Annotated in this window: 18 protein-coding genes and 1 pseudogene; 10 read left to right on the top strand and 9 right to left on the bottom strand. The window is 62.2% G+C overall.

Features of this window, described 5'->3' with window-relative positions; genetic code table 11:
• Positions 1 to 103: 103 nt before the first annotated feature.
• The 3 genes from gyrB to dnaA form a co-directional block, all read right to left on the bottom strand.
• The gene (gene gyrB, locus QZM67_RS36905) at positions 104 to 2,578 is read right to left on the bottom strand and encodes a DNA topoisomerase (ATP-hydrolyzing) subunit B (RefSeq protein WP_301810986.1); all 2,475 of its coding nucleotides are present in this window, start codon (positions 2,576 to 2,578) and stop codon (positions 104 to 106) included.
• Positions 2,579 to 2,770: 192 nt separating this feature from the next.
• Positions 2,771 to 3,877, bottom strand: coding sequence for a DNA polymerase III subunit beta (gene dnaN, locus QZM67_RS36900; protein WP_174974624.1), 1,107 nt, complete (start codon positions 3,875 to 3,877; stop codon positions 2,771 to 2,773).
• 168 nt (positions 3,878 to 4,045) lie between these two features.
• Complete coding sequence (dnaA, locus tag QZM67_RS36895) at positions 4,046 to 5,617, bottom strand: chromosomal replication initiator protein DnaA (protein ID WP_301810984.1); 1,572 nt, start codon at positions 5,615 to 5,617, stop codon at positions 4,046 to 4,048.
• A gap of 421 nt (positions 5,618 to 6,038) precedes the next feature.
• Here dnaA and rpmH point away from each other — a divergent pair, with 421 nt between their 5' ends.
• The 4 genes from rpmH to yidC all read left to right on the top strand — a co-directional run bounded on the left by rpmH (position 6,039) and on the right by yidC (position 8,668).
• A complete protein-coding gene (gene rpmH, locus QZM67_RS36890) occupies positions 6,039 to 6,173 on the top strand; it encodes a 50S ribosomal protein L34 (RefSeq protein ID WP_004198824.1) in 135 nt (44 codons plus the stop codon).
• Positions 6,174 to 6,188: 15 nt separating this feature from the next.
• Entirely contained in the window at positions 6,189 to 6,650 is a 462-nt protein-coding gene (gene rnpA, locus QZM67_RS36885) for a ribonuclease P protein component (RefSeq protein ID WP_021157986.1), read from the top strand.
• A gap of 75 nt (positions 6,651 to 6,725) precedes the next feature.
• Positions 6,726 to 6,992, top strand: a complete 267-nt coding sequence (yidD, locus tag QZM67_RS36880) for a membrane protein insertion efficiency factor YidD (protein ID WP_006750110.1) — start codon at positions 6,726 to 6,728, stop codon at positions 6,990 to 6,992.
• An 8-nt stretch (positions 6,993 to 7,000) separates the two neighbouring features.
• Entirely contained in the window at positions 7,001 to 8,668 is a 1,668-nt protein-coding gene (gene yidC / locus QZM67_RS36875; protein ID WP_043184778.1) for a membrane protein insertase YidC, read from the top strand.
• Between the two features lie 101 nt (positions 8,669 to 8,769).
• On the opposite strand, the gene QZM67_RS36870 is transcribed toward yidC, so the two are convergent.
• On the bottom strand, positions 8,770 to 9,201 hold the full coding sequence (locus QZM67_RS36870) for a transcriptional regulator (protein WP_043184776.1): 432 nt from the start codon (positions 9,199 to 9,201) through the stop codon (positions 8,770 to 8,772).
• 326 nt (positions 9,202 to 9,527) lie between these two features.
• Here QZM67_RS36870 and mnmE point away from each other — a divergent pair, with 326 nt between their 5' ends.
• Entirely contained in the window at positions 9,528 to 10,922 is a 1,395-nt protein-coding gene (gene mnmE / locus QZM67_RS36865; protein WP_043185201.1) for a tRNA uridine-5-carboxymethylaminomethyl(34) synthesis GTPase MnmE, read from the top strand.
• A gap of 495 nt (positions 10,923 to 11,417) precedes the next feature.
• On the opposite strand, the gene QZM67_RS36860 is transcribed toward mnmE, so the two are convergent.
• Positions 11,418 to 12,635, bottom strand: a complete 1,218-nt coding sequence (locus QZM67_RS36860) for a DUF6402 family protein (protein ID WP_301810981.1) — start codon at positions 12,633 to 12,635, stop codon at positions 11,418 to 11,420.
• 416 nt (positions 12,636 to 13,051) lie between these two features.
• Between QZM67_RS36860 and QZM67_RS36855 the strand changes: the two are divergent.
• The 3 genes and pseudogenes from QZM67_RS36855 to QZM67_RS36845 form a co-directional block, all read left to right on the top strand.
• A pseudogene (locus QZM67_RS36855) lies at positions 13,052 to 13,531 on the top strand (helix-turn-helix domain-containing protein); the annotation flags it as partial.
• Between the two features lie 97 nt (positions 13,532 to 13,628).
• Positions 13,629 to 14,330 (top strand): hypothetical protein, encoded by a 702-nt coding sequence (locus tag QZM67_RS36850; RefSeq protein ID WP_301810980.1) that lies wholly within the window; start codon positions 13,629 to 13,631, stop codon positions 14,328 to 14,330.
• Positions 14,331 to 14,515: 185 nt separating this feature from the next.
• Positions 14,516 to 15,292 (top strand): hypothetical protein, encoded by a 777-nt coding sequence (locus QZM67_RS36845; protein WP_301810978.1) that lies wholly within the window; start codon positions 14,516 to 14,518, stop codon positions 15,290 to 15,292.
• A 121-nt stretch (positions 15,293 to 15,413) separates the two neighbouring features.
• Here the strand turns inward: QZM67_RS36845 and QZM67_RS36840 are convergent, their stop codons facing one another.
• From QZM67_RS36840 to QZM67_RS36825, 4 genes are all read right to left on the bottom strand, one after another.
• Positions 15,414 to 15,542, bottom strand: a complete 129-nt coding sequence (locus QZM67_RS36840; RefSeq protein WP_256941070.1) for a hypothetical protein — start codon at positions 15,540 to 15,542, stop codon at positions 15,414 to 15,416.
• 150 nt (positions 15,543 to 15,692) lie between these two features.
• Positions 15,693 to 17,051 carry a diguanylate cyclase gene (locus QZM67_RS36835; RefSeq protein WP_301810976.1) on the bottom strand — a complete coding sequence of 453 codons (1,359 nt, stop codon included), beginning with the start codon at positions 17,049 to 17,051 and terminating at the stop codon, positions 15,693 to 15,695.
• A 109-nt stretch (positions 17,052 to 17,160) separates the two neighbouring features.
• Positions 17,161 to 17,409, bottom strand: a complete 249-nt coding sequence (locus tag QZM67_RS36830; RefSeq protein ID WP_175026570.1) for a DUF2795 domain-containing protein — start codon at positions 17,407 to 17,409, stop codon at positions 17,161 to 17,163.
• Positions 17,410 to 17,544: 135 nt separating this feature from the next.
• Positions 17,545 to 17,715, bottom strand: coding sequence for a hypothetical protein (locus QZM67_RS36825; protein ID WP_014895655.1), 171 nt, complete (start codon positions 17,713 to 17,715; stop codon positions 17,545 to 17,547).
• 138 nt (positions 17,716 to 17,853) lie between these two features.
• On the opposite strand from QZM67_RS36825, the gene speG reads away from it, so the two are divergent.
• Entirely contained in the window at positions 17,854 to 18,411 is a 558-nt protein-coding gene (gene speG / locus QZM67_RS36820; protein ID WP_175026571.1) for a spermidine N1-acetyltransferase, read from the top strand.
• Between the two features lie 488 nt (positions 18,412 to 18,899).
• Positions 18,900 to 19,247, top strand: a complete 348-nt coding sequence (gene sap1 / locus QZM67_RS36815) for a surface attachment protein Sap1 (protein WP_027788811.1) — start codon at positions 18,900 to 18,902, stop codon at positions 19,245 to 19,247.
• Positions 19,248 to 19,306 lie beyond the last annotated feature (59 nt).

Raw genomic sequence — 19,306 nt, 5'->3', positions numbered from 1 at the left:
CGAGCCGAATAACCTCCGAGAATTTTCACTAAATGCGACTTCGATTGTCACTATTGGTGGGGCATTTTTCACTAATAGTGACTTTCGACACCTACGGTATGAGTTAGACGTCAATATTCCCCGCCCGCAACGCATTGCTCTCGATAAACGCCCGCCGCGGCTCGACATCATCCCCCATGAGGGTAGTGAAGATCCCATCCGCCGCAATCGCGTCTTCGATCTGCACACGCAGCAGTCGCCGCACTGCCGGATCCATCGTCGTTTCCCACAGCTGCCCGGGGTTCATCTCGCCGAGCCCCTTATAGCGTTGTTTGGAGACGTTGCGTTCAGCATCCGCCAGCAGCCACTTCATCGCGCTCTTGAAGTCCGCCACGACCATGCTGCGCTCACCGCGCTTGATGATCGCACCTTCCCCGATGAGCCCCTTGAACGTATTCGCGGTGGTCACGAGCTGCTGATAGTCCGCCGTGTGCTGGAATTCCTGGTCGATGACCGAAACGCGCACGTTGCCGTGATGCGTACGTTCGACATGCAGCGACCGCTGTTCGCGAACCGGGTCATACGAAGGCACCACGCGCACTTCGTTCTTCAAAGCCTCGTCATGCAACGCAGCGTGCAAAGCCTTAGCCGAAGCCTCAGTCGAAGCCTCATTGGAAAGATCGATCGCCACGCCATCCATGACCGCTTCCAGCGCGGCCGGGTCATACAACCGGCTCAACCGCTCGATCACGCTCTTCGACAGCAGGTACGACCGCGCCAGCTCCCCAAGCGCATCGCCCGAAATCGCCGCCGCATTCTCACCCGGCACCAGCTCCGACCCCTGCAGCGCCAACCGCAGCATGTGCGCGTTCAGCTCCACGTCATCCTTCAGATACCGCTCGTCCTTGCCCGCCTTGATCTTGTAAAGCGGCGGCTGCGCGATATACACGTACCCGCGCTCGATCATGTCCGGCATCTGGCGATACAGGAATGTGAGCAGCAGCGTCCGGATGTGCGCACCGTCAACGTCCGCGTCGGTCATGATGATGATGCGGTGATAACGCAGCTTGTCGAGGTTGTAGTCTTCCTTGCCGATCCCGCATCCAAGCGCGGTCACTAGCGTGACGATCTGCTCCGACGACAGCAGCTTGTCGTAGCGCGCCTTCTCGACGTTCAGCACCTTGCCGCGCAGCGGCAGGATCGCCTGGAACTTCCGGTCACGCCCTTGCTTCGCCGACCCACCTGCCGAGTCGCCCTCGACGATGTAGATTTCGCACTTCGCCGGGTCTTTCTCCTGGCAGTCCGCGAGCTTGCCGGGCAGGCCGATGCCGTCGAGCACGCCCTTGCGTCGCGTCATCTCGCGAGCCTTCCGCGCAGCATCACGCGCCCGAGCAGCCTCAACGATCTTCCCGCAGATGATCTTCGCGTCGATCGGCGTTTCCAAAAGGAATTCTTCCAGCGCCTTCGCCACAACTTCTTCAACCGGCGCACGCACTTCGGACGAAACCAGCTTGTCCTTCGTCTGCGAGCTGAACTTCGGCTCCGGCACCTTCACGGAAAGCACGCAAGACAGCCCTTCGCGCATGTCGTCGCCGGTCGTCTCGACCTTCGCCTTCTTCGCGATTTCGTTGTCGGTGATGTACTTGTTGATGACGCGCGTCATCGCGGCCCGCAGGCCGGTCAGGTGCGTGCCGCCGTCGCGCTGCGGAATGTTGTTCGTGAAGCACAGCACGTTCTCGTTGTAGCTGTCGTTCCACTGCATCGCGACTTCGACGCCCACGTTATCCTTCTCGCCGGTGGCGAAGAAGATGGTCGGGTGCAGGTTGGTCTTCGTCTTGTTGATGTACTCGACGAAGCCCTTCACACCGCCGGCGAACGCGAAATCGTCTTCCTTGCCCGAGCGCAGGTCCGTGAGGCGAATCCGCACGCCGTTGTTCAGGAACGAAAGCTCGCGCATCCGCTTCGCGAGGATGTCGTAGTGATACTCGACCGTGCCGAAAATCGTCGGATCGGCCATAAAGTGCACTTCGGTGCCGCGGTTCTCGGTGTCACCCGTCACGAGCATCGGCGACACTTCCACGCCGTCCACCGTCTCGAGCACGCGATCCTGCGCGACGCCGCGATGGAACTCCATGAAACGCTTCTTGCCGTCGCGGCGCACGGTGAGGCGCAGCCAGCTCGACAGCGCGTTCACGCACGACACGCCCACGCCGTGCAGGCCGCCCGACACCTTGTAGCTGTTCTGGTCGAACTTGCCGCCGGCATGCAGCTCGGTCATCACGATTTCAGCGGCGCTGCGCTTCGGCTCGTGCTTGTCGTTCATCTTCACGTCGGTCGGTATCCCGCGGCCGTTGTCGGTCACGGAAATCGAGTTGTCGGCGTGAATCGTCACGTGGATGTCGTTGCAGTACCCGGCCAACGCTTCGTCGATCGAGTTATCGAGCACCTCGAACACGAGGTGATGCAGACCGGTGCCGTCCGACGTGTCGCCGATGTACATCCCGGGGCGCTTGCGCACCGCTTCCAGACCTTCGAGGATCTGGATCGACGAGGCGCCGTAGCTGCTGTTATCGGGTTGCGTATTGTGCTGTTCACTCATGGATATCTTCCGGTTCTGCGAGGCCACTCAAGCGGCGGCGCGGTGCGTTTCCTTGCGAAAACGCCGGGCCGCTCCAGTTTTCCTGGCCCGTCCGAGGCGCCGTTAGGGCACCAAAGGGACGGGTTGTCGGTTCGCCATAAAAACGCCAAAGGGGCTTGCCGCCCCCTGGTGTGTGTCGTGATGTCGCGCGCGTCAGATGCGCATCGGCATCACGACATACTTGAACTCTTCGTTCTCGGGCACGGTAATCAGCGCGCTCGAGCTGGCGTCGCCGAGGCTCACCTGCACGGTGTCGACCTTCAGGTTCGCGAGCACGTCGAGCAGATACGTGACGTTGAAGCCGATGTCGACGGTATCGCCCTGGTAGGCGATTTCCAGTTCTTCCTGCGCCTCTTCCTGATCGGCGTTGGTCGACATGATCTTCAGCTGGCCCGGCGCGATGATGCAGCGCACGCCCTTGAACTTGTCCGAGGTCAGGATCGCCGCGCGCTGCAGCGAACGCTGCAGTTCTTCACGGCCGATCTCGAACGTGTTCTTGTGCGCCTTCGGGATCACGCGCTGGAAGTCGGGGAACTTGCCCTCGACGAGTTTCGACACGAGCTCGACCTGGCCGAACGTGAACTTGGCCTGGGTTTGCGCGATGTCGATGGTGACGGTGTCGTCGATGTCTTCGAGCAGGCGTTGCAGCTCGAGAATCGTCTTGCGCGGCACGATGACTTCCTGGCGGCCGAACGTGCCGCCTTCGAGCTTCATCGACGAGAACGCGAGGCGGTGGCCATCGGTGGCCACGGCCATCAGCTGGTCGCCGTCGACGACGAGCAGCATGCCGTTCAGGTAGTAGCGGATGTCCTGCTGCGCCATCGCGAAGTGCACCATGCCGAGCAGCTGGCGGAACGACTTCTGCGGGACGGTCAGCGTTGCGCCGAAATCCTTCGCCTGCGCGACGGTCGGGAACTCGTCGGCCGCCAGCGTCTGCAGTGCGAAACGGCTCTTGCCGGATTGAACGGTGAGGCGCTTGTCGGCGAGCGACAGCGTGACCTGGCCGTCAGGCATCGCACGCAGGATGTCGAGCAGCTTGCGCGCCGCGACGGTGGTCGCGACCTGGTCGCCGCCGACGCCGAAATCGGCGCGCGTGGTGATCTGCAGCTCCAGGTCGGTCGACAGGAACGAAACGTCCGAGCCGTTCTTGGTGATCAGCAGGTTGGCGAGGATCGGCAACGTATGGCGGCGTTCGACGATGCCGCTGACCGTTTGCAGCGGCCTGAGGAGGGTGTCTCGTTCGGTCTTGACCAGTTGCATAGAGTTCCTTCGTTGAGTAACGGCCTGCAGCGCAGCAGCCTCGCAGCGCCCCGCCGGCCGGGCTCTTGGCCCGCCACCACCGGGGCGGTCAAACCAGTATTGTGCCTCAAAACCGAACCGCCCCCCTTAAATTGGGGCGGAGGCCGAATTATCAAGCGCGCCTCGCGCTCAGCCCTTCAGCGTCTGTTCCAGCACGTGCAGCTCGTGGTTGAGCTGCGCGTCCTTGCTGCGTTCGTCGGCGATCTTGCGCACCGCGTGCAGCACGGTGGTGTGGTCGCGCCCGCCGAACAGCTCGCCGATTTCCGGCAGGCTCTTCTGCGTGAGTTCCTTCGCCAAGTACATCGCGATCTGCCGCGGCCGCGCGATGTTCGCGGGACGCTTCTTCGAATACATGTCGGCGACCTTGATGTTGTAGAAGTCGGCGACGGTCTTCTGGATGTTCTCGACCGAAATCTGCCGGTTCTGCACGGTCAGCAGGTCCTTCAGCGCTTCCTTGGTCAGCTCGATCGAGATCTCGCGGCCGTGGAACTTCGAATACGCGAGGATCTTGCGCAGCGCGCCCTCGAGCTCGCGCACGTTCGAGCGCAGGTGCTTCGCGACGAAGAACGCGACGTCTTCCGACAGGTTCACGTATTCCGACTGCGCCTTGCGCATCAGGATCGCGACGCGCATCTCGAGCTCGGGCGGCTCGATCGCGACGGTGAGCCCCGAGTCGAAGCGCGAGATCAGGCGATCGTCGATGCCCGAGATTTCCTTCGGATAGGTATCGCTGGTGATGATCACCTGCGCCTTGTTCGCGACCAGCGCCTCGAACGCGTAGAAGAATTCCTCTTGCGTGCGCGACTTGCCGGAGAAGAACTGAATATCGTCGATCAGCAGCAGGTCGAGCGAGTGGTAGTAGCGCTTGAAGTCGTCGAACGCCTTGCGCTGGTACGCCTTCACCACGTCCGACACGTATTGCTCGGCGTGGATGTAGCGAATCCGCGCGCCGGCCTTGTCGAGCAGCAGCTGGTTGCCGATCGCGTGGATCAGGTGGGTCTTGCCGAGGCCGACGCCGCCATACAGGAACAGCGGGTTGTACGAAATGCCGGGATTGTCCGCGACCTGGATCGCGGCGGCGCGTGCGAGCTGGTTCGCCTTGCCGGTCACGAAGTTGTCGAACGTGAGCACGGGGTTCAGCTTCGAACGCTCGTACATCGAATCGGCTTCGCCGCCGTTGGCGGGCGCGGCACCCGGGCCCGGGCGCCACGTGCGGCGGCCGGCCGCCGCTTCGTGCGCGGGCAGGCTCGGCAGGTCGATGTCGGCGTCGTCGGCGTTCAGGTGGTGCGCGGCGGCTGCAGACGGCGTCATCGGCACGTCGGCCGGTGCGGCGGCGGCATTCGCGGCGAGGTTGGCGGCGATCGCGGCGACCGTCGCGGCCGGGCCGCTCGGGGCCAGCGGCGCGCGGGAGGCAGCCGGTGCGGCGCCGGTCGCAGCGGCGCTGCGCATGCCTGCCTTCGGATCGAGGACGAACTGGACTTCGATCGGCGCGCTCCAGAATTCGCGGGCCAGATCGGAGATCCGTCCCGAAAACTGGCTCTTGACCCAGTCCAGCTTGAAACGGTTCGGCGCGGCGATGGACAGCGTGTTCGCCGACGCATCGAAGGCCACCGGGGCCAGGGGTTTGATCCACGTCACGTACTGTTGGGGCGTCAGCTCGCGCTCCAGCAGTGCGGAACAGTGTTGCCAGAAATCGTTCATCAAGTAACTGTCGTTTTTTGCGTGCACAGCGCGGCTCGCCGGCGCCCTTGTCGCGGTAACGCAACAAGGCCCGAAGCGGTCGTGCGAGCGTGCCTCGGACGCCTGCGTCACAGTCGTGGAGGGGCAGGCGCGGGCCGAAGCGGCGTGCGGGATTCTTGGAGATAAGGCGAGATTCTACCGCCAAACGCGGCCACAGCGCGAGTTATCCACAGGCCGGGATTGTGGGGCGCGGGGCCGGATCGCACAGGGCGGGCACAGGCGATCGACTCCTAAAGTATTGACCGTCAACAGAAAAACGGTTTAAATAGCGGGTTCCGCGAAAACCAATCCTGTATTCCCGGTGATTGCGTTCGCCCGAATGCCTCCGGTTAAGGGCACGCGGTCCCCTGAATGTCGACATTCTCGAACAAGTGAGAACATCATGAAACGTACTTACCAACCGTCCGTGACGCGCCGCAAGCGCACCCATGGCTTCCGTGTCCGTATGAAGACGGCAGGTGGCCGCAAGGTCATCAACGCTCGCCGCGCGAAGGGCCGCAAGCGCCTCGCCATCTAAGGCAGGTTGCGCGCTGTGTCCGCCGTCCGCAGTCCTGCGGAAGGTGCCGTCGAGCCGGGTGCGAATCCGTCGCAGACGAAAGCCGCCTTCCCGAAAGCTGCGCGACTTCTGAAAACGGATGAATTTTCATCCGTTTTTCGTTTGCGTCCTTGGCGGCGCTCCGCGCACTTCGTGATTTACGGCAAGCCGACCGGTCAGCCCGCGCGTTTGGGGCTCGTCGTCGGCAAGAAGTATGCGCCGCGTGCGGTAACCCGTAACCTTGTGAAGCGGCTGGCGCGCGATGCATTTCGCTTGCGCCGGGCCGAATTCGCCGGTTACGACCTGCTGCTGCGGCAGCACACGCGCTTCGACAAGAAAGCGCTGCCGAGCGCGGCTTCCGCCCCGCTCGCGGCGATGTGCGCGGCCGAGATTCGCGAACTGCTCGACAGGGCAGTCCGGGAGATCGCCCGCCGTGCGTCGAAGCCCGCGTCCGAGTGACGCATCCGTCCGCGGTGCGGCGTTCGCGCCTGCCCGGCCGGTTTTGACGCGGCGCCGAACGGCGTCGCCCAAGGTATGGAAACGGTATTGATCGCCTTGCTGCGCTTCTACAAGGTTGCCGTGAGCCCTATGCTCGGCAACCGTTGCCGTTTTTATCCTTCCTGTTCGGATTACGCGCGCGAGGCAATCCAGTATCATGGCGCCGCGCGCGGCACGTATCTCGCCGTCAGGCGCGTGTGCCGATGCCATCCGTTTTCCGCGGGCGGCATCGACCTCGTCCCGCCGCCCAACTCCGACACTCGCGCTCGCGGCGAAGCCGACGCGCGGTCCCATCGACTCTGAGACAACGCATGGATATCAAACGCACCGTCCTATGGGTGATCTTCTTCATGTCAGCTGTCATGCTGTACGACAACTGGCAGCGGTCCCATGGACGCCCGTCGATGTTCTTCCCGAGTGCCACGCAGACGGCCCCCGCGGCCGCTGCCGGCGGTGCATCGGGCACGGGCGCGACGACGACGACGGCAGGTGAAGTGCCTGCCGCCGCAGCTGGCGCCGCACCGTCGACGACGGCACCGGCCGCCCAGGCGCAGCTCGTGAAGTTCTCGACCGACGTGTATGACGGCGAAATCGACACGCGCGGCGGCACGCTCGCGAAGCTGACGCTGAAGAAGCAGGGCGACGGCAAGCAGCCCGACCTGTACATCACGCTGTTCGACCACACGGCCGGCCACACGTATCTCGCACGCTCGGGCCTGCTCGGCGGCGATTTCCCGAACCACAACGACGTCTACACGCAGCTGAACCCGGGCACGACGTCGCTGACGGGTGACCAGAACGCGCTGAAGCTGTCGTTCGAGTCGCCGGTGAAGGGCGGCGTGAAGGTCGTGAAGACCTACACGTTCACGCGCGGCAGCTACGTGATCGGCGTCGACACCAAGATCGACAACGTCGGCACGGCACCGGTCACGCCGACGGTCTACATGGAACTCGTCCGCGACAACACGGCCGTCGAAACGCCGATGTTCTCGCACACATTCCTTGGGCCGGCGGTCTACACGGACGCGAAGCACTTCCAGAAGATCAACTTCAGCGACCTCGACAAGAACAAGGCCGACTACGTGACCTCCGCCGACAACGGCTGGGTCGCGATGGTGCAGCACTACTTCGCGTCGGCCTGGATTCCGCAGCAGGGCGTGAAGCGCGACATCTACGCTGAAAAGATCGATCCGACGCTGTACCGCGTCGGCGTGAAGCAGCCGGTCGCCGCGATCGCACCGGGCCAGTCGGCCGACGTGCAGGCACGCCTGTTCGCCGGTCCGGAAGAAGAGCGCATGCTCGAAGGCATCGCGCCGGGCCTGGAACTCGTGAAGGACTACGGCTGGGTGACGATCATCGCGAAGCCGCTGTTCTGGCTGCTCGAGAAGATCCACAGCTACATCGGCAACTGGGGCTGGTCGATCGTGCTGCTGACGATCCTGATCAAGGCCGTGTTCTTCCCGCTGTCGGCCGCGAGCTACAAGTCGATGGCGCGCATGAAGGAAATCACGCCGCGCATGCAGGCGCTGCGCGAACGCTTCAAGAGCGATCCGCAGAAGATGAACGCCGCGCTGATGGAGCTGTACAAGACCGAGAAGGTCAATCCGTTCGGCGGCTGCCTGCCGGTCGTGATCCAGATCCCGGTGTTCATCTCGCTGTACTGGGTGCTGCTCGCGTCGGTCGAAATGCGCGGTGCGCCGTGGGTTCTGTGGATTCACGACCTGTCGCAGCGCGATCCGTTCTTCATCCTGCCGGTGCTGATGGCCGTTTCGATGTACGTGCAGACGAGTCTGAACCCGACCCCGCCGGACCCGGTCCAGGCGAAGATGATGAAGTTCATGCCGATCGCGTTCTCGGTGATGTTCTTCTTCTTCCCGGCCGGCCTCGTGCTGTACTACGTCGTGAACAACGTGCTGTCGATCACGCAGCAGTACTACATCACGCGCAAGTTCGGCGGAGTCAAGAAGAAGCCGGCCTGACGCCCGTTGCACCCGTGGGCGGCGAGCCGCCCGCGATGCACGCAAAAAAGCCGCATGGTTAGCCCATGCGGCTTTTTGCTTTTGGCGCGCCCGGCGTGGGCTCAGCCCTTCTTCGCTTCGCCCGAGTCGCCGTAGAACTGTTCGACCAGCTCCTGCACGAGATAGCGATGATGGGGCGACAACGCTTCGATCTTCGACGCGAGTTCGATCGTCTCGGGCGTCGGCGGATAGCGTTCGTCGCGCGGCAGCGGTTGCGGTGTCGGATGTTCGATCACGCTCGGCGACGGGCCGTAATGCAGCCAGTGGAGTTCGACGCGCAGCCATTCGGCAAGCGTGGCGAGTTTGTCCGACGTCGGAATCGTGCGGCCCGTCAGCCATTTGTGCGCGGTTTGCGGCGAAACGGGCTGCGCGCCGCGGTGGCGCAGATTGAATCGGTTCGCCAGCTCAGTCGCACCGGTCACCTTCTCCGGGCTGCGCCGCAGGGCGAATTTCAGGCGTTCCGAGAACGCGGCTTTTTCTTCGGATGTCGGCATGGGGGAGATTGTGCAATTCCACCGCCGCCTCTCAGACAACCATTCGGGATAAACGTATCTCGTTCAGACGAATCCCGGTCTTGCCCGGGGTGGAGGTGGAATTGAGGGCCGCAGTGTTGGGCCGCTCCAGCAGGCATACTCGTCCGAAGCGGTGGCTGGGACATTGCGCTGGGCTGATACTTGGCTTATCCCCGATGGGATAAATTCAGGCGTGTCCGAATCCTGCGCGGCGGCCTGTGGCGTGTGTGCCGGCACGCTACAATGCCGGCGTTCCGATGCCCAAACTGTTGCGCGGGCGCACCATATTCACTGTTCACCCGATTCCCATGCTCGCTACCGATTCCGATCCGATCGTCGCCATTGCCACTGCTGCCGGCCGGGGTGGCATCGGGGTCGTCCGCGTGTCGTTCGGGCGCGGCGGCGAGGCGGCTGCGTTGCCGTTGATCGACGCGTTGTGCGGGCAGAAGCTCGCCCCGCGCCATGCGAGCTACGTGCCGTTCCTCGACGAGCACGGCGCGCCGCTCGACCGCGGGATCGCGCTGTATTTCCCGGCGCCGCATTCGTACACCGGCGAGCACGTGCTCGAGCTGCAGGGGCACGGCGGGCCGATCGTGATGCAGCTGCTGCTGCAGCGCTGCCTCGATGCGGGGCGTGGTTTCGGGCTGCGGCTCGCGGAGCCTGGCGAATTCACGCGGCGCGCGTTTCTGAACGACAAGCTCGATCTCGCGCAGGCCGAGGCCGTTGCCGATTTGATCGAAGCGAGCACCGAAGCCGCGGCGCGTTCGGCCGGGCGTTCGCTCGACGGCGCGTTCTCGCGGCAGATCCATGCGCTCGTCGAAGACGTGATCACGCTGCGCATGCTGGTCGAGGCAACGCTCGATTTTCCGGAAGAAGAGATCGATTTCCTGGAAGCCGCCGACGCGCGCGGCAAGCTCGCGAAGATTCGCGCGCAGCTCGCGCACGTGCTGGGTGATGCGCGGCAGGGGGCGCTGCTGCGCGAAGGCTTGTCGGTCGTGCTCGCGGGGCAGCCGAACGTCGGCAAGTCGTCGCTGCTGAATGCGCTGGCCGGCGCGGAGCTGGCGATCGTCACGCCGATTGCGGGCACGACGCGCGACAAGGTTGCGCAGACGATCCAGGTCGAAGGGATTCCGCTGCACATCATCGATACGGCCGGGTTGCGCGAGACCGAGGACGAGGTCGAGCGGATCGGTATCGCGCGCACATGGAGCGAGATCGAGCGTGCGGATGTCGTGCTGCATCTGCTGGATTCGCGCATCGGGATGACGGCGGACGACGAGACGATCGCGGCGCGGTTTCCGGGCGGCGTGCCGGTGGTGCGTGTGCTGAACAAGACGGATCTGACCGGTGTGGCGGCGTGTGTCGAGCATCCGGCGGCGGAAGGCGATCTGACCGAGGTGCATCTGTCGGCGAAGCGCGGCGACGGGATCGACATGCTGCGTGCGGAGCTGCTGCGGATCGCGGGGTGGCAGGCCGGGGCGGAAGGCGTGTATCTCGCGCGCGAGCGGCATCTGATCGCGCTGCGGGCCGCGCAGGAGCATCTCGCGCAGGCGGCGGATCACGCGGAGCAAAGGGCGCAGTCGCTCGATCTGTTTGCCGAGGAACTGCGGCTCGCGCAGGAACAGCTCAATGCGATTACCGGGGAGTTCACTTCGGATGATCTGCTGGGGGTGATTTTCAGCAGGTTCTGTATCGGGAAATAGAAGCGAAAAGGATTGCGCGCCGGGAATGACGCAGCCATTTCCCGGCAATAGAGCATACCCGCATCCGCGTGACGACTGCCAACCAGATTGGCACGGCGGTTTTACAGGTGGGGACGTGCCGCTAGCAGCCGATCGATGAACGATGGCGGCAGCGATATATATACAGAGCCATCTCCGCCGTCACCTTTTGAAAAGGATACGTAGACATCGCCATAACTATTCCACGAAATTTCGGGGGTCGGTGTGCTGAATGTGTGCTGAGCTATCAATCTCCCGGTTTGTGCGCGGAATACGCGGCCAACGTACTGGGAATTTCCGCCTGGAACCCAAGCTAGAAGGCACAGATTGGCGAGATATATTCCATCGGGAGATATCGATTTTCTACACTCTTCCCCCTTGGGTGTTCGGTCAAAGATAAAAATGCCAATCAGTGCCGCGATGAGCAGTGTATAAGCAATTTTCAAAGGAATCTTCATGGGTTGTGGTTGGATTTGATTATAGTGATATTTCTATCGGAGGGGAGATTGGGATATATTTCTTATCAGAATAAATAACAAAATCGCCACCCCTGTTATGTATTTCTGACCATCTTCGAAAATCGATGTTCTCTACCGGGTAGTAGACGTTCCCTTTGATGAGCGAATTACCTCTGGCGACGGCGTATTTGACATATGGAACATACTCGGAGTTCGAGAATGCAGCGATCGCGCTATATGGGACTACGATGACGCCGTCGCTGCTCCAATGCCCTAAATATTGAGATCGCTCACCGGATTTGTCGGTAAATGTATAGTTGTCTTTCACATACACCCACACCCCGGTCACTTCGGCTGTTGTTCGGTGTGAGTCTACGTCCCACGAGAAGCGCGCGCTTCCGAGCGCCGCATATATATTGAAGGAACCGAGTGCGCCGGATAGATCGTCAGGCACTCCGTTATTGCGAAGTTGTGCATCCAGTTGAGTTCCGATTTTTTGCCCAAGAGTGCTGTCTACGTATGAGTATTGAAATTGAAATCTTCGGTGCAGGTCGCGAAGATCATTCCCGCATATGTCGTCGGTGTAGAGCCTCGCTGCGCAGTCTTTGTACGGGGTCAGCTGCTTGTAAAGCAGGGCTCTGGATTTTGGCGAACGAATCATTTCATTAATAAGATGGTCTAGTTGCCGCTTGGCCCGAGGGAAGCGCAGTACCCAATCCAGTTTAATGGTGGACATGTCGTACATGTCGGAAGGGTATGGTTTTCCATCTTGATTGACTTCTGATGATTCATCCGAAGAGGTGCGCGAATAATTTAATTTTCCAGAAAACCATCGCTCCATAAGTGTAGCGGATGTCGGGAGGTATATCTTGCGCATTGCTGCGGGAATATCTTGTATATCGAACGATGGTACGGAATCGTCCTTTTTCAGCTTTACAATAGCTGGCTTTGGAGGGGCGGGGGCATTGAGCCATGCTTGAAAGCGGGCCAGCGCCTTGCCGGCCCTTTCCAAGTCATCGACCATTTTGTCAAGCGAATCGCGCTTGGCGGCGGCGGAGGTATGTTCGGGTTCGGCCACCTTCGGTTTTTGTTGTATCGGAAGCGGTGGTGCTGGGTTATCCGTGGATAGCGCGATATTTGGAACAATCTTGCATCCATCTGCGCCGTCATGAAGTCTCCATTTCCAAAAAATTTTATTTATTGTGAAATATGGGATTTTTTCTTTGCTTGGTGGCATCTGTACTTTAGGTCCGGTGGTGTTGAGCGGTATGCGCGATGCTTGTTACGCTAGCGTGGTCATACCTGGGCAATCAATCGGACTAGTACGAAATGGTTGTCAGGGTGATTGGGTCTCGGATCAAATATTCTTGGATTTTTCATGGCGCATCTAAATGCGCTGGAATCGTGGGGTTGTCGATATGTATGTTGATACCCAAAGGAGGTGCGATTTTTTTGAATTTTCTTGGCGAGGCGGTTGGGTTCGGCGCCAGCTCGCACGATAACCACGAACTCGAGGAGAAGGGTACTCGTGGGGTTGTGAGAGCGTGATCAGAGGAGATCTGCTCCTCACTAATGTCGTGAGTTAGAAATTCGTTGAACAAATTGTTGCCTGTAGTACCGTGTAGTGAATGCCACGGACGCGAAGAGGCGGCGATGAGCGGAAGACCCAAGGCGGAACTCATGTTGAGCGAAGCGGAACGCGAGCAGCTCACGGCGCTGACGATGCGCCGCAAGACGGCGCAGGCGTTGGCATTGCGAGCACGGATCGTGCTGGCCTGCGCCGAGGGTACCGACAACAAGACGGTCGCGGCGAAACTGCGGGTCACCCAGCAAACCGTCTCGAAGTGGCGTGGGCGCTACGTGACGCATCGGCTGGATGGTCTGCTCGACGCGCCGCGGCCTGGGGCACCCAGATCGATCGACGACGTGCGTGTCGATGCCGTTATCGCGAAGACGCTGGAGTCCGTACCCAAAGGAGCGACGCACTGGAGTACGCGCACGATGGCTCGGGAGATGAGCCTTTCGCAAACTGCGGTGTCGCGAATCTGGCGAGCCTTCGGCCTGCAGCCACATCGGCAGGAAACCTTCAAACTCTCGAGCGATCCGCTGTTCGTCGACAAGGTTCGCGACATTCGCTCTCCCGTTCGCCTCACCCGGCCTGTCGTAAAATCGTCCGGCCGGGCAATCTCGACATAACAAATCCCGGCGTCAAAACAAAGAGAGGGCACGCATGGGATTCGGATTTGGAAAGCGCAATCAGTCGACGAGCAACTCGACCGTCGATCTGACGAAAAACCAGCATTCGAAAGCGAATGACCGCATCGCGTTGGATCTTGCGTTACGCCGGGCATTGGCGGTCCTCGAGTGTTGCGCATCGCACGGCGCTTATATCGAGCTCAACGACGCCAAAGTCGGGTGGGACTATCTGAAGGAAAAAGGCCTGATTTCGATCGATCTGGATGCCGAGTGGAATGAATCGGAACGCATCCTGCTGGCCTATTACAACGCCGGCGTGCTCGCCTCATCGGATAAGGAGCGCGCCCGGCACCTGGTGGACGTCGTCGAGACCCAACTCCGGGCCGTACGTGGCGAGGTGGTGGGCGTCGTGGATGCCGTTTCCGCACTCAATCTCGCGCGGCTCAAATATCCGTCGAAGAGCTGGATCGGCAATGGCATATTCGGTGCCGTGTTCGGCGTGATGGGCGGCGCGATCATCGGCACCGTGGCCGGCAGGTTCGCAGACGATACGACGGCCGTGACCAATGTCGTCTTCGTTCTCGTGATACTCGGTTCGATTCTGTTCGCGCGCTACAGCCACCAGAAGAGCATCGTCGCGGCCGACGCGAAAATTGCGAAGGCACAAGCCGAGGTCGACCGCCTCGTCGTCCGGAATCTGTCTCCTTCGGCGGAAGGCTCGTCCGTCGCCGCCTGACAGTGTTGCCAGATGGCTCGTCGTCGCACCGGGTGCTACATTGCCTCGGCCGAACGAGCCGCCACTCGACGAGGTCGGGCTTGCCTGACGAGCGTATCCGCGCCGCGTGATCGCCATCGGGCAACGTGCGGCGCCGAGCGTCGTGGCGAGCCAACCGATCCTGTTTTCTCGCACGACCGCCAACCATGCCCTTGTCCCGCCGCCACTTCCTTGCCACCCTTCCCGTGCTCCCGGTGTTGGCCGCCCATGCGGCATCGGGTGCGCCCACCCCGCCGCAATCAATCGACCGCGACGCGATCATCCGCGCCGTTTTCGCCGACGGTGCTGCACGTCCCGACCTGGCCGCGCGTCACGTCGTGCTGATGAACCAGCTTCGCGTGATGTGGGTGCCCGTCGAATCCGGTGCGCCCGGTATCGATCCGTCGCAGCCGCTGATGGGTGAAGGGCCGCCGATCGCGCTGGCGAAGGCGGCACTCAAAACCGACGACGATGCGCTCGCCATCCGCACGCTGGCCGAACTCGGTCGGCTCGTGCCGCAGTTCGTGGCGGGGGCCGGCACGCTTGCACCGGGGCAATACACGATCCCGCCGGTGCTGCGCAAACTGTTCGCGTTCAAGGAAAGCGGTGTCGACGCGTCGGGCCGTTTCCAGTTTCGCGCCGCGCATCTCGCCGTGCTGAGGGGCGCGAACTGGAGGACGGTCGATTCGGAAGCGATCGAGGACGTGCTGGGCGAAGGGGATTTCTGGCCGATGCCCTATATCGACGGCAAGCGGCCGTATGGCGACCGTACCTACTATCAGTTCGACATGGCCGAACTGCTGGGTGAGCCGTACAAGCGGGATGGGCGAGGCAATCTGGTCGCGGAAGCGAAAAAGGATGCGCGGCTCGAACGCCTTCACTACGAAACGCTCGCTGCGCTGCAGGTATTTCTGATGCATGCCGAGCTGATCCGCCCGGCCTGATCATTTGCGGTTCGGTGCGTCGATCCTGCATCGTGCGGCACGGCCGGCGATGCAGGCGAATCGCACGCTCGCGACGACGCTTCAGCCATCCGTCGGCCGAAGCGTCCCGCGCGTCACGACATCAATCCCAGTCCCGATGATGATGGTGGTAATAGCCGCCGCCACCGTAGTAACCGCCGCCATCCGGCACGACGATACAGCCGCTCAGCAAGACAGCGACGCCTGCGATCAGCAAAAGGGTTTTCTTCATCGCGTTCACCTGCTCGGATTCGATATGAAACCCAGCATAGCGAGCGCCCGCAACACCGGCTGTAAGCGATCGTATCCCTGATCCGCAATCCGTAACGGCGGATTATTCCGGTCACAATGACCGTAACAAATTCCCAAACAGCAGACGTTTTCAGGCGGTGACGACCCTGTTTCGCCCCGTATCCTTCGCACGATACAGCGCGGCATCGGCGGCTTCGATCAACGCATCGGGCGTCGAGAGATCGTCGGCCGACACGGTCGCGCAGCCGACACTCACGCTCACGCGTCCGGCAGGTGACGCCGGCATCGCGAGATCGAGCCGCAGCACCGCTTCGCGCGCTTCCTCGGCGACCACCCGCGCGCCGCGCGCACCCGTGTTCGGCAGCACGATCGCGAACTCCTCGCCACCGTACCGCGCGACGATGTCCGCGGGCCGCCGCACCGCGCCGGCGAGCGCATTCGCGACCGCGATCAGGCACGCGTCGCCCTTTACGTGGCCGAACGCGTCGTTGTACGCCTTGAAGCGATCGACGTCGACCATCAGCAGCGACAGCGGTTCGCCTTGCCGTCGCGCCTGCAGGAACAGCGTGTGGAAATGATCGTTGAAGTGCATGCGGTTGAACGCGCCCGTCAGCCCGTCGCGCGCGGACGAACGGATCAGCGTCGCGTGCGCCTCGAACAGCCGCTGGTACAGCATCGTCACTTCCCATGCGAGCACGCACACGAGCACGCCCGGCGTGAACATGCTGAACACGCGCGCGAGATACCAGCCGACTGTGAAGCGATTGGTGCTCATCAGGTTCAGCGTCGTGTCGGTGAGGCACGCGAGCACCGCGATCGCGAGCCACAGGTCGAGCGTCGTGCGCAGCCGGCCGGTGGCCAGCACGGCAACGAGCGCCAGCGCATTGAGCAGCCACACGACCAGTGCGACACCGTTGACGGGCAGCACGGCCGCGTCGCCCGGCGGATGAAACGCAGGCGGCAGCGACACGTTCAGCGTGACGAGGCACAGCAGCCCGGCGACGACAGCCGGCCCGCCGATCAGCGCGAGCGTCCACCAGCGTGTCTGCTGCGCGCCGATCGGTGCGCGCGTCAGCCGCTCGCGGGCGAGCAGCGCGACCATCACGAAACCCGGGAAGCCGGCATGCCAGAAGATCCACATCCACGCGGCGCTTTGCGGTCGCGCGCCGAGCAGCCCGTGCGGCGCGAATACGCCGGGAAAGGTGAGCAGCTGCAGCGCGACGGCGAGTGCGGTGAACGCGTAGGCGCCGCCGAGCGCGCCGAGCACCGGCTGGCGCGTCACGGTGAACTGCGCGCCGAGAAAGAACGCCGCGATGCTCGCGGTAGTGAACACGGTGAGCGCACACATCGGCATGAACGGCTCGACGGCCGGCAGCGCGACGTTCGCGTGCGGCGCGGCGATCCCGAGCGCGAGCACGATGACGAGTGCCGCCAGTGCGCCGAACCAGAGCTGACGGCGTGTCGTGTGCTGGATCAGGATGCCTTCCATGGAGTTCCCCGGGCACGTAGGCGGACACGCCCGGTCTTGCGCCGGGCGACAGGCAACCGGCCGCTACGCGACCGGTGCGGCCTGATCCTATCGCGTTATGGGTGCGCGCTCAAACCCCGAGGCCGGGGCCGTAGTTGCCGGCGACCCAGTGCGTGACGGCGTCGACGTCCGCGTAGTCCTGTTCGGGCAGGCCGTCGAGCATCGACAGCACTTCATTGCTGGCCCCGGCGTCGCGTGCGGCATCGACGATTGCATCCTTGTTGGCCGGGTAGCGGACGGCCGCCAGCACGTCGGCGATCTGCAGGTCGATCGTTTCGTTGGGAATGTCGTGCGGAGGCTGGGCGGGCTGGTCGTTCACGGCGGTGTCTCGCGGAGTGAGCGGGTTGAGTGGTAGTCGGATCGAGGTGGAATTCGGGTGCTTGACGGGGTACGTCACGCGTTCACATGCCAGGGCGGCCGGGCCGGCGCGCCCCGCGGATGGGCAGCGATCGACTCAATGCTCGCGTCGCACGCGGCGCCACGGATGCTTCCAGTCGATGTGCGGTGCGTTTTCGTCGCGCGGATGCTGGCGCCGATGTTCCTGCCACAGTTCGTCGGAGAACAGCGCCGCTACGATCACCAGCGGCAGCACGAGGAATATTCCGAGTATGACTTGCTCGATCACGATAGCCTCCTTGCGGTGGCAGGAACCCTTGCTCCCATTCTAGGCTCTGAGCTTCGCCCGCGTTCAATTTCTTACAGTGCGGAACAGGCCCCGATGCGGCCCTGCCGCACGGGCGCCGGCATCAAAAGGGACATGAACATGCAACTCCAGAACGATACCAACTCGCTCGCGCTGCGGCCGCTGGAGCGCCAGGACCTGCGCTTCGTCCACGAGCTGAACAACGACGCAAAGATCATGCGCTACTGGTTCGAGGAGCCGTACGAAACCTTCTCGGAACTGTCACAACTGTACGACCGCCACGTGCACGACCAGCGCGAGCGCCGTTTCGTCGCGGTCGACGCGCAAGGCGAGCTGGTCGGCCTCGTCGAGCTGATCGAACTCGACTACATCCATCGCCGCGGCGAGTTCCAGATCATCATCGCGCCGCAATGCCAGGGGCGCGGCTATGCGGGCCAGGCGACGCGCCTCGCGATCGAGTACGCATTCAAGGTGCTGAACATGCGCAAGCTGTACCTGATCGTCGATACGTCGAATGCGGCGGCGATTCACGTGTACGAGAAATGCGGATTTCAGCACGAGGCCGAATTGAAGGAAGAATTTTTCGGAAACGGCGCGTATCACAACGCTTATCGCATGTGCATTTTTCAGCGCGATTATTTCGAGCGTCAGCAACCCGGCTTGAATCAAGCAGGGTAAACACGCTGACGAAAGGCGCTTGCGGCGGGGATTCCGTGGGCGCTGAATACATGCGGAGAAGTACGGATAAATACGGATTCGCTTATACCTGGCATTTTTCTTGTTTCAGGTAAATGCGATTCCGCGTTGCGGTAAAGTCGAATCGTTTCGGATGACTTTATGTGCGGCGCATCAAAATGATCCGGATAGCGAAATGGATTATCCAAACCGTTCAATCGCCGCATTGTAACTTTGCTGAAAGTCTTGCTGCGCAACGCTTTCCGCCCGGCGACGCGGGCCTGCCCGCCGTGCGGCGCGCGTCGTCACGCCTGCGCCCGGCGCGAAAGACGGGCTGCGCACGGGGTGCGACAATCCGCCGCTATTGCGGTCGCACAACAAATGTGCTTGCTATCGCTTGCCGGTCTTCTAAAGTGAAAAACGCGGGTTCACGATCACCTTTAAACACATAGCTAACCCAAGCCTGGTGCCCGCAAGCCTGGAGACAGAACATGATGAAGCGTACCGGTATCCTTTTTGCCCTCGTCGGCGCATTTTGCGCGGTGTCGATTGCCCAGGCGGGCGGCGATTCGGCCGTCAAGCCGACGCAGGAAATCCAGTTGACGAAGAACGCATGGGGCTGCCTGTCGAAAGACAATCTGGACTCCGTACTGAGTCACGAGCGTGACGGCAAGTCGCAGGCGAAGCAGCAATACTTCGACGACTACCGTTGCCTGTCGGTGCCGGAAGGCCAGCGCTTCCGCGTGGTGTCGGTCGACCAGGGCGACGTGCAGTTCGTCAGCGCCGACAACAGCGACCAGCAGGGTCTCTGGACCGATTCGCGCTTCGTCAAGCAATAACCGTCCATTCGCCGCGCTGTCACACGACGCGCGAGCGCGCCGGCCCGATCGGCCGGCGG

The sequence above is a fragment of the Burkholderia sp. AU45251 genome (assembly GCF_030482905.1).
Taxonomy (GTDB): Bacteria; Pseudomonadota; Gammaproteobacteria; order Burkholderiales; family Burkholderiaceae; genus Burkholderia; species Burkholderia aenigmatica.
This window is presented reverse-complemented; position numbering and strand designations above follow the sequence as displayed.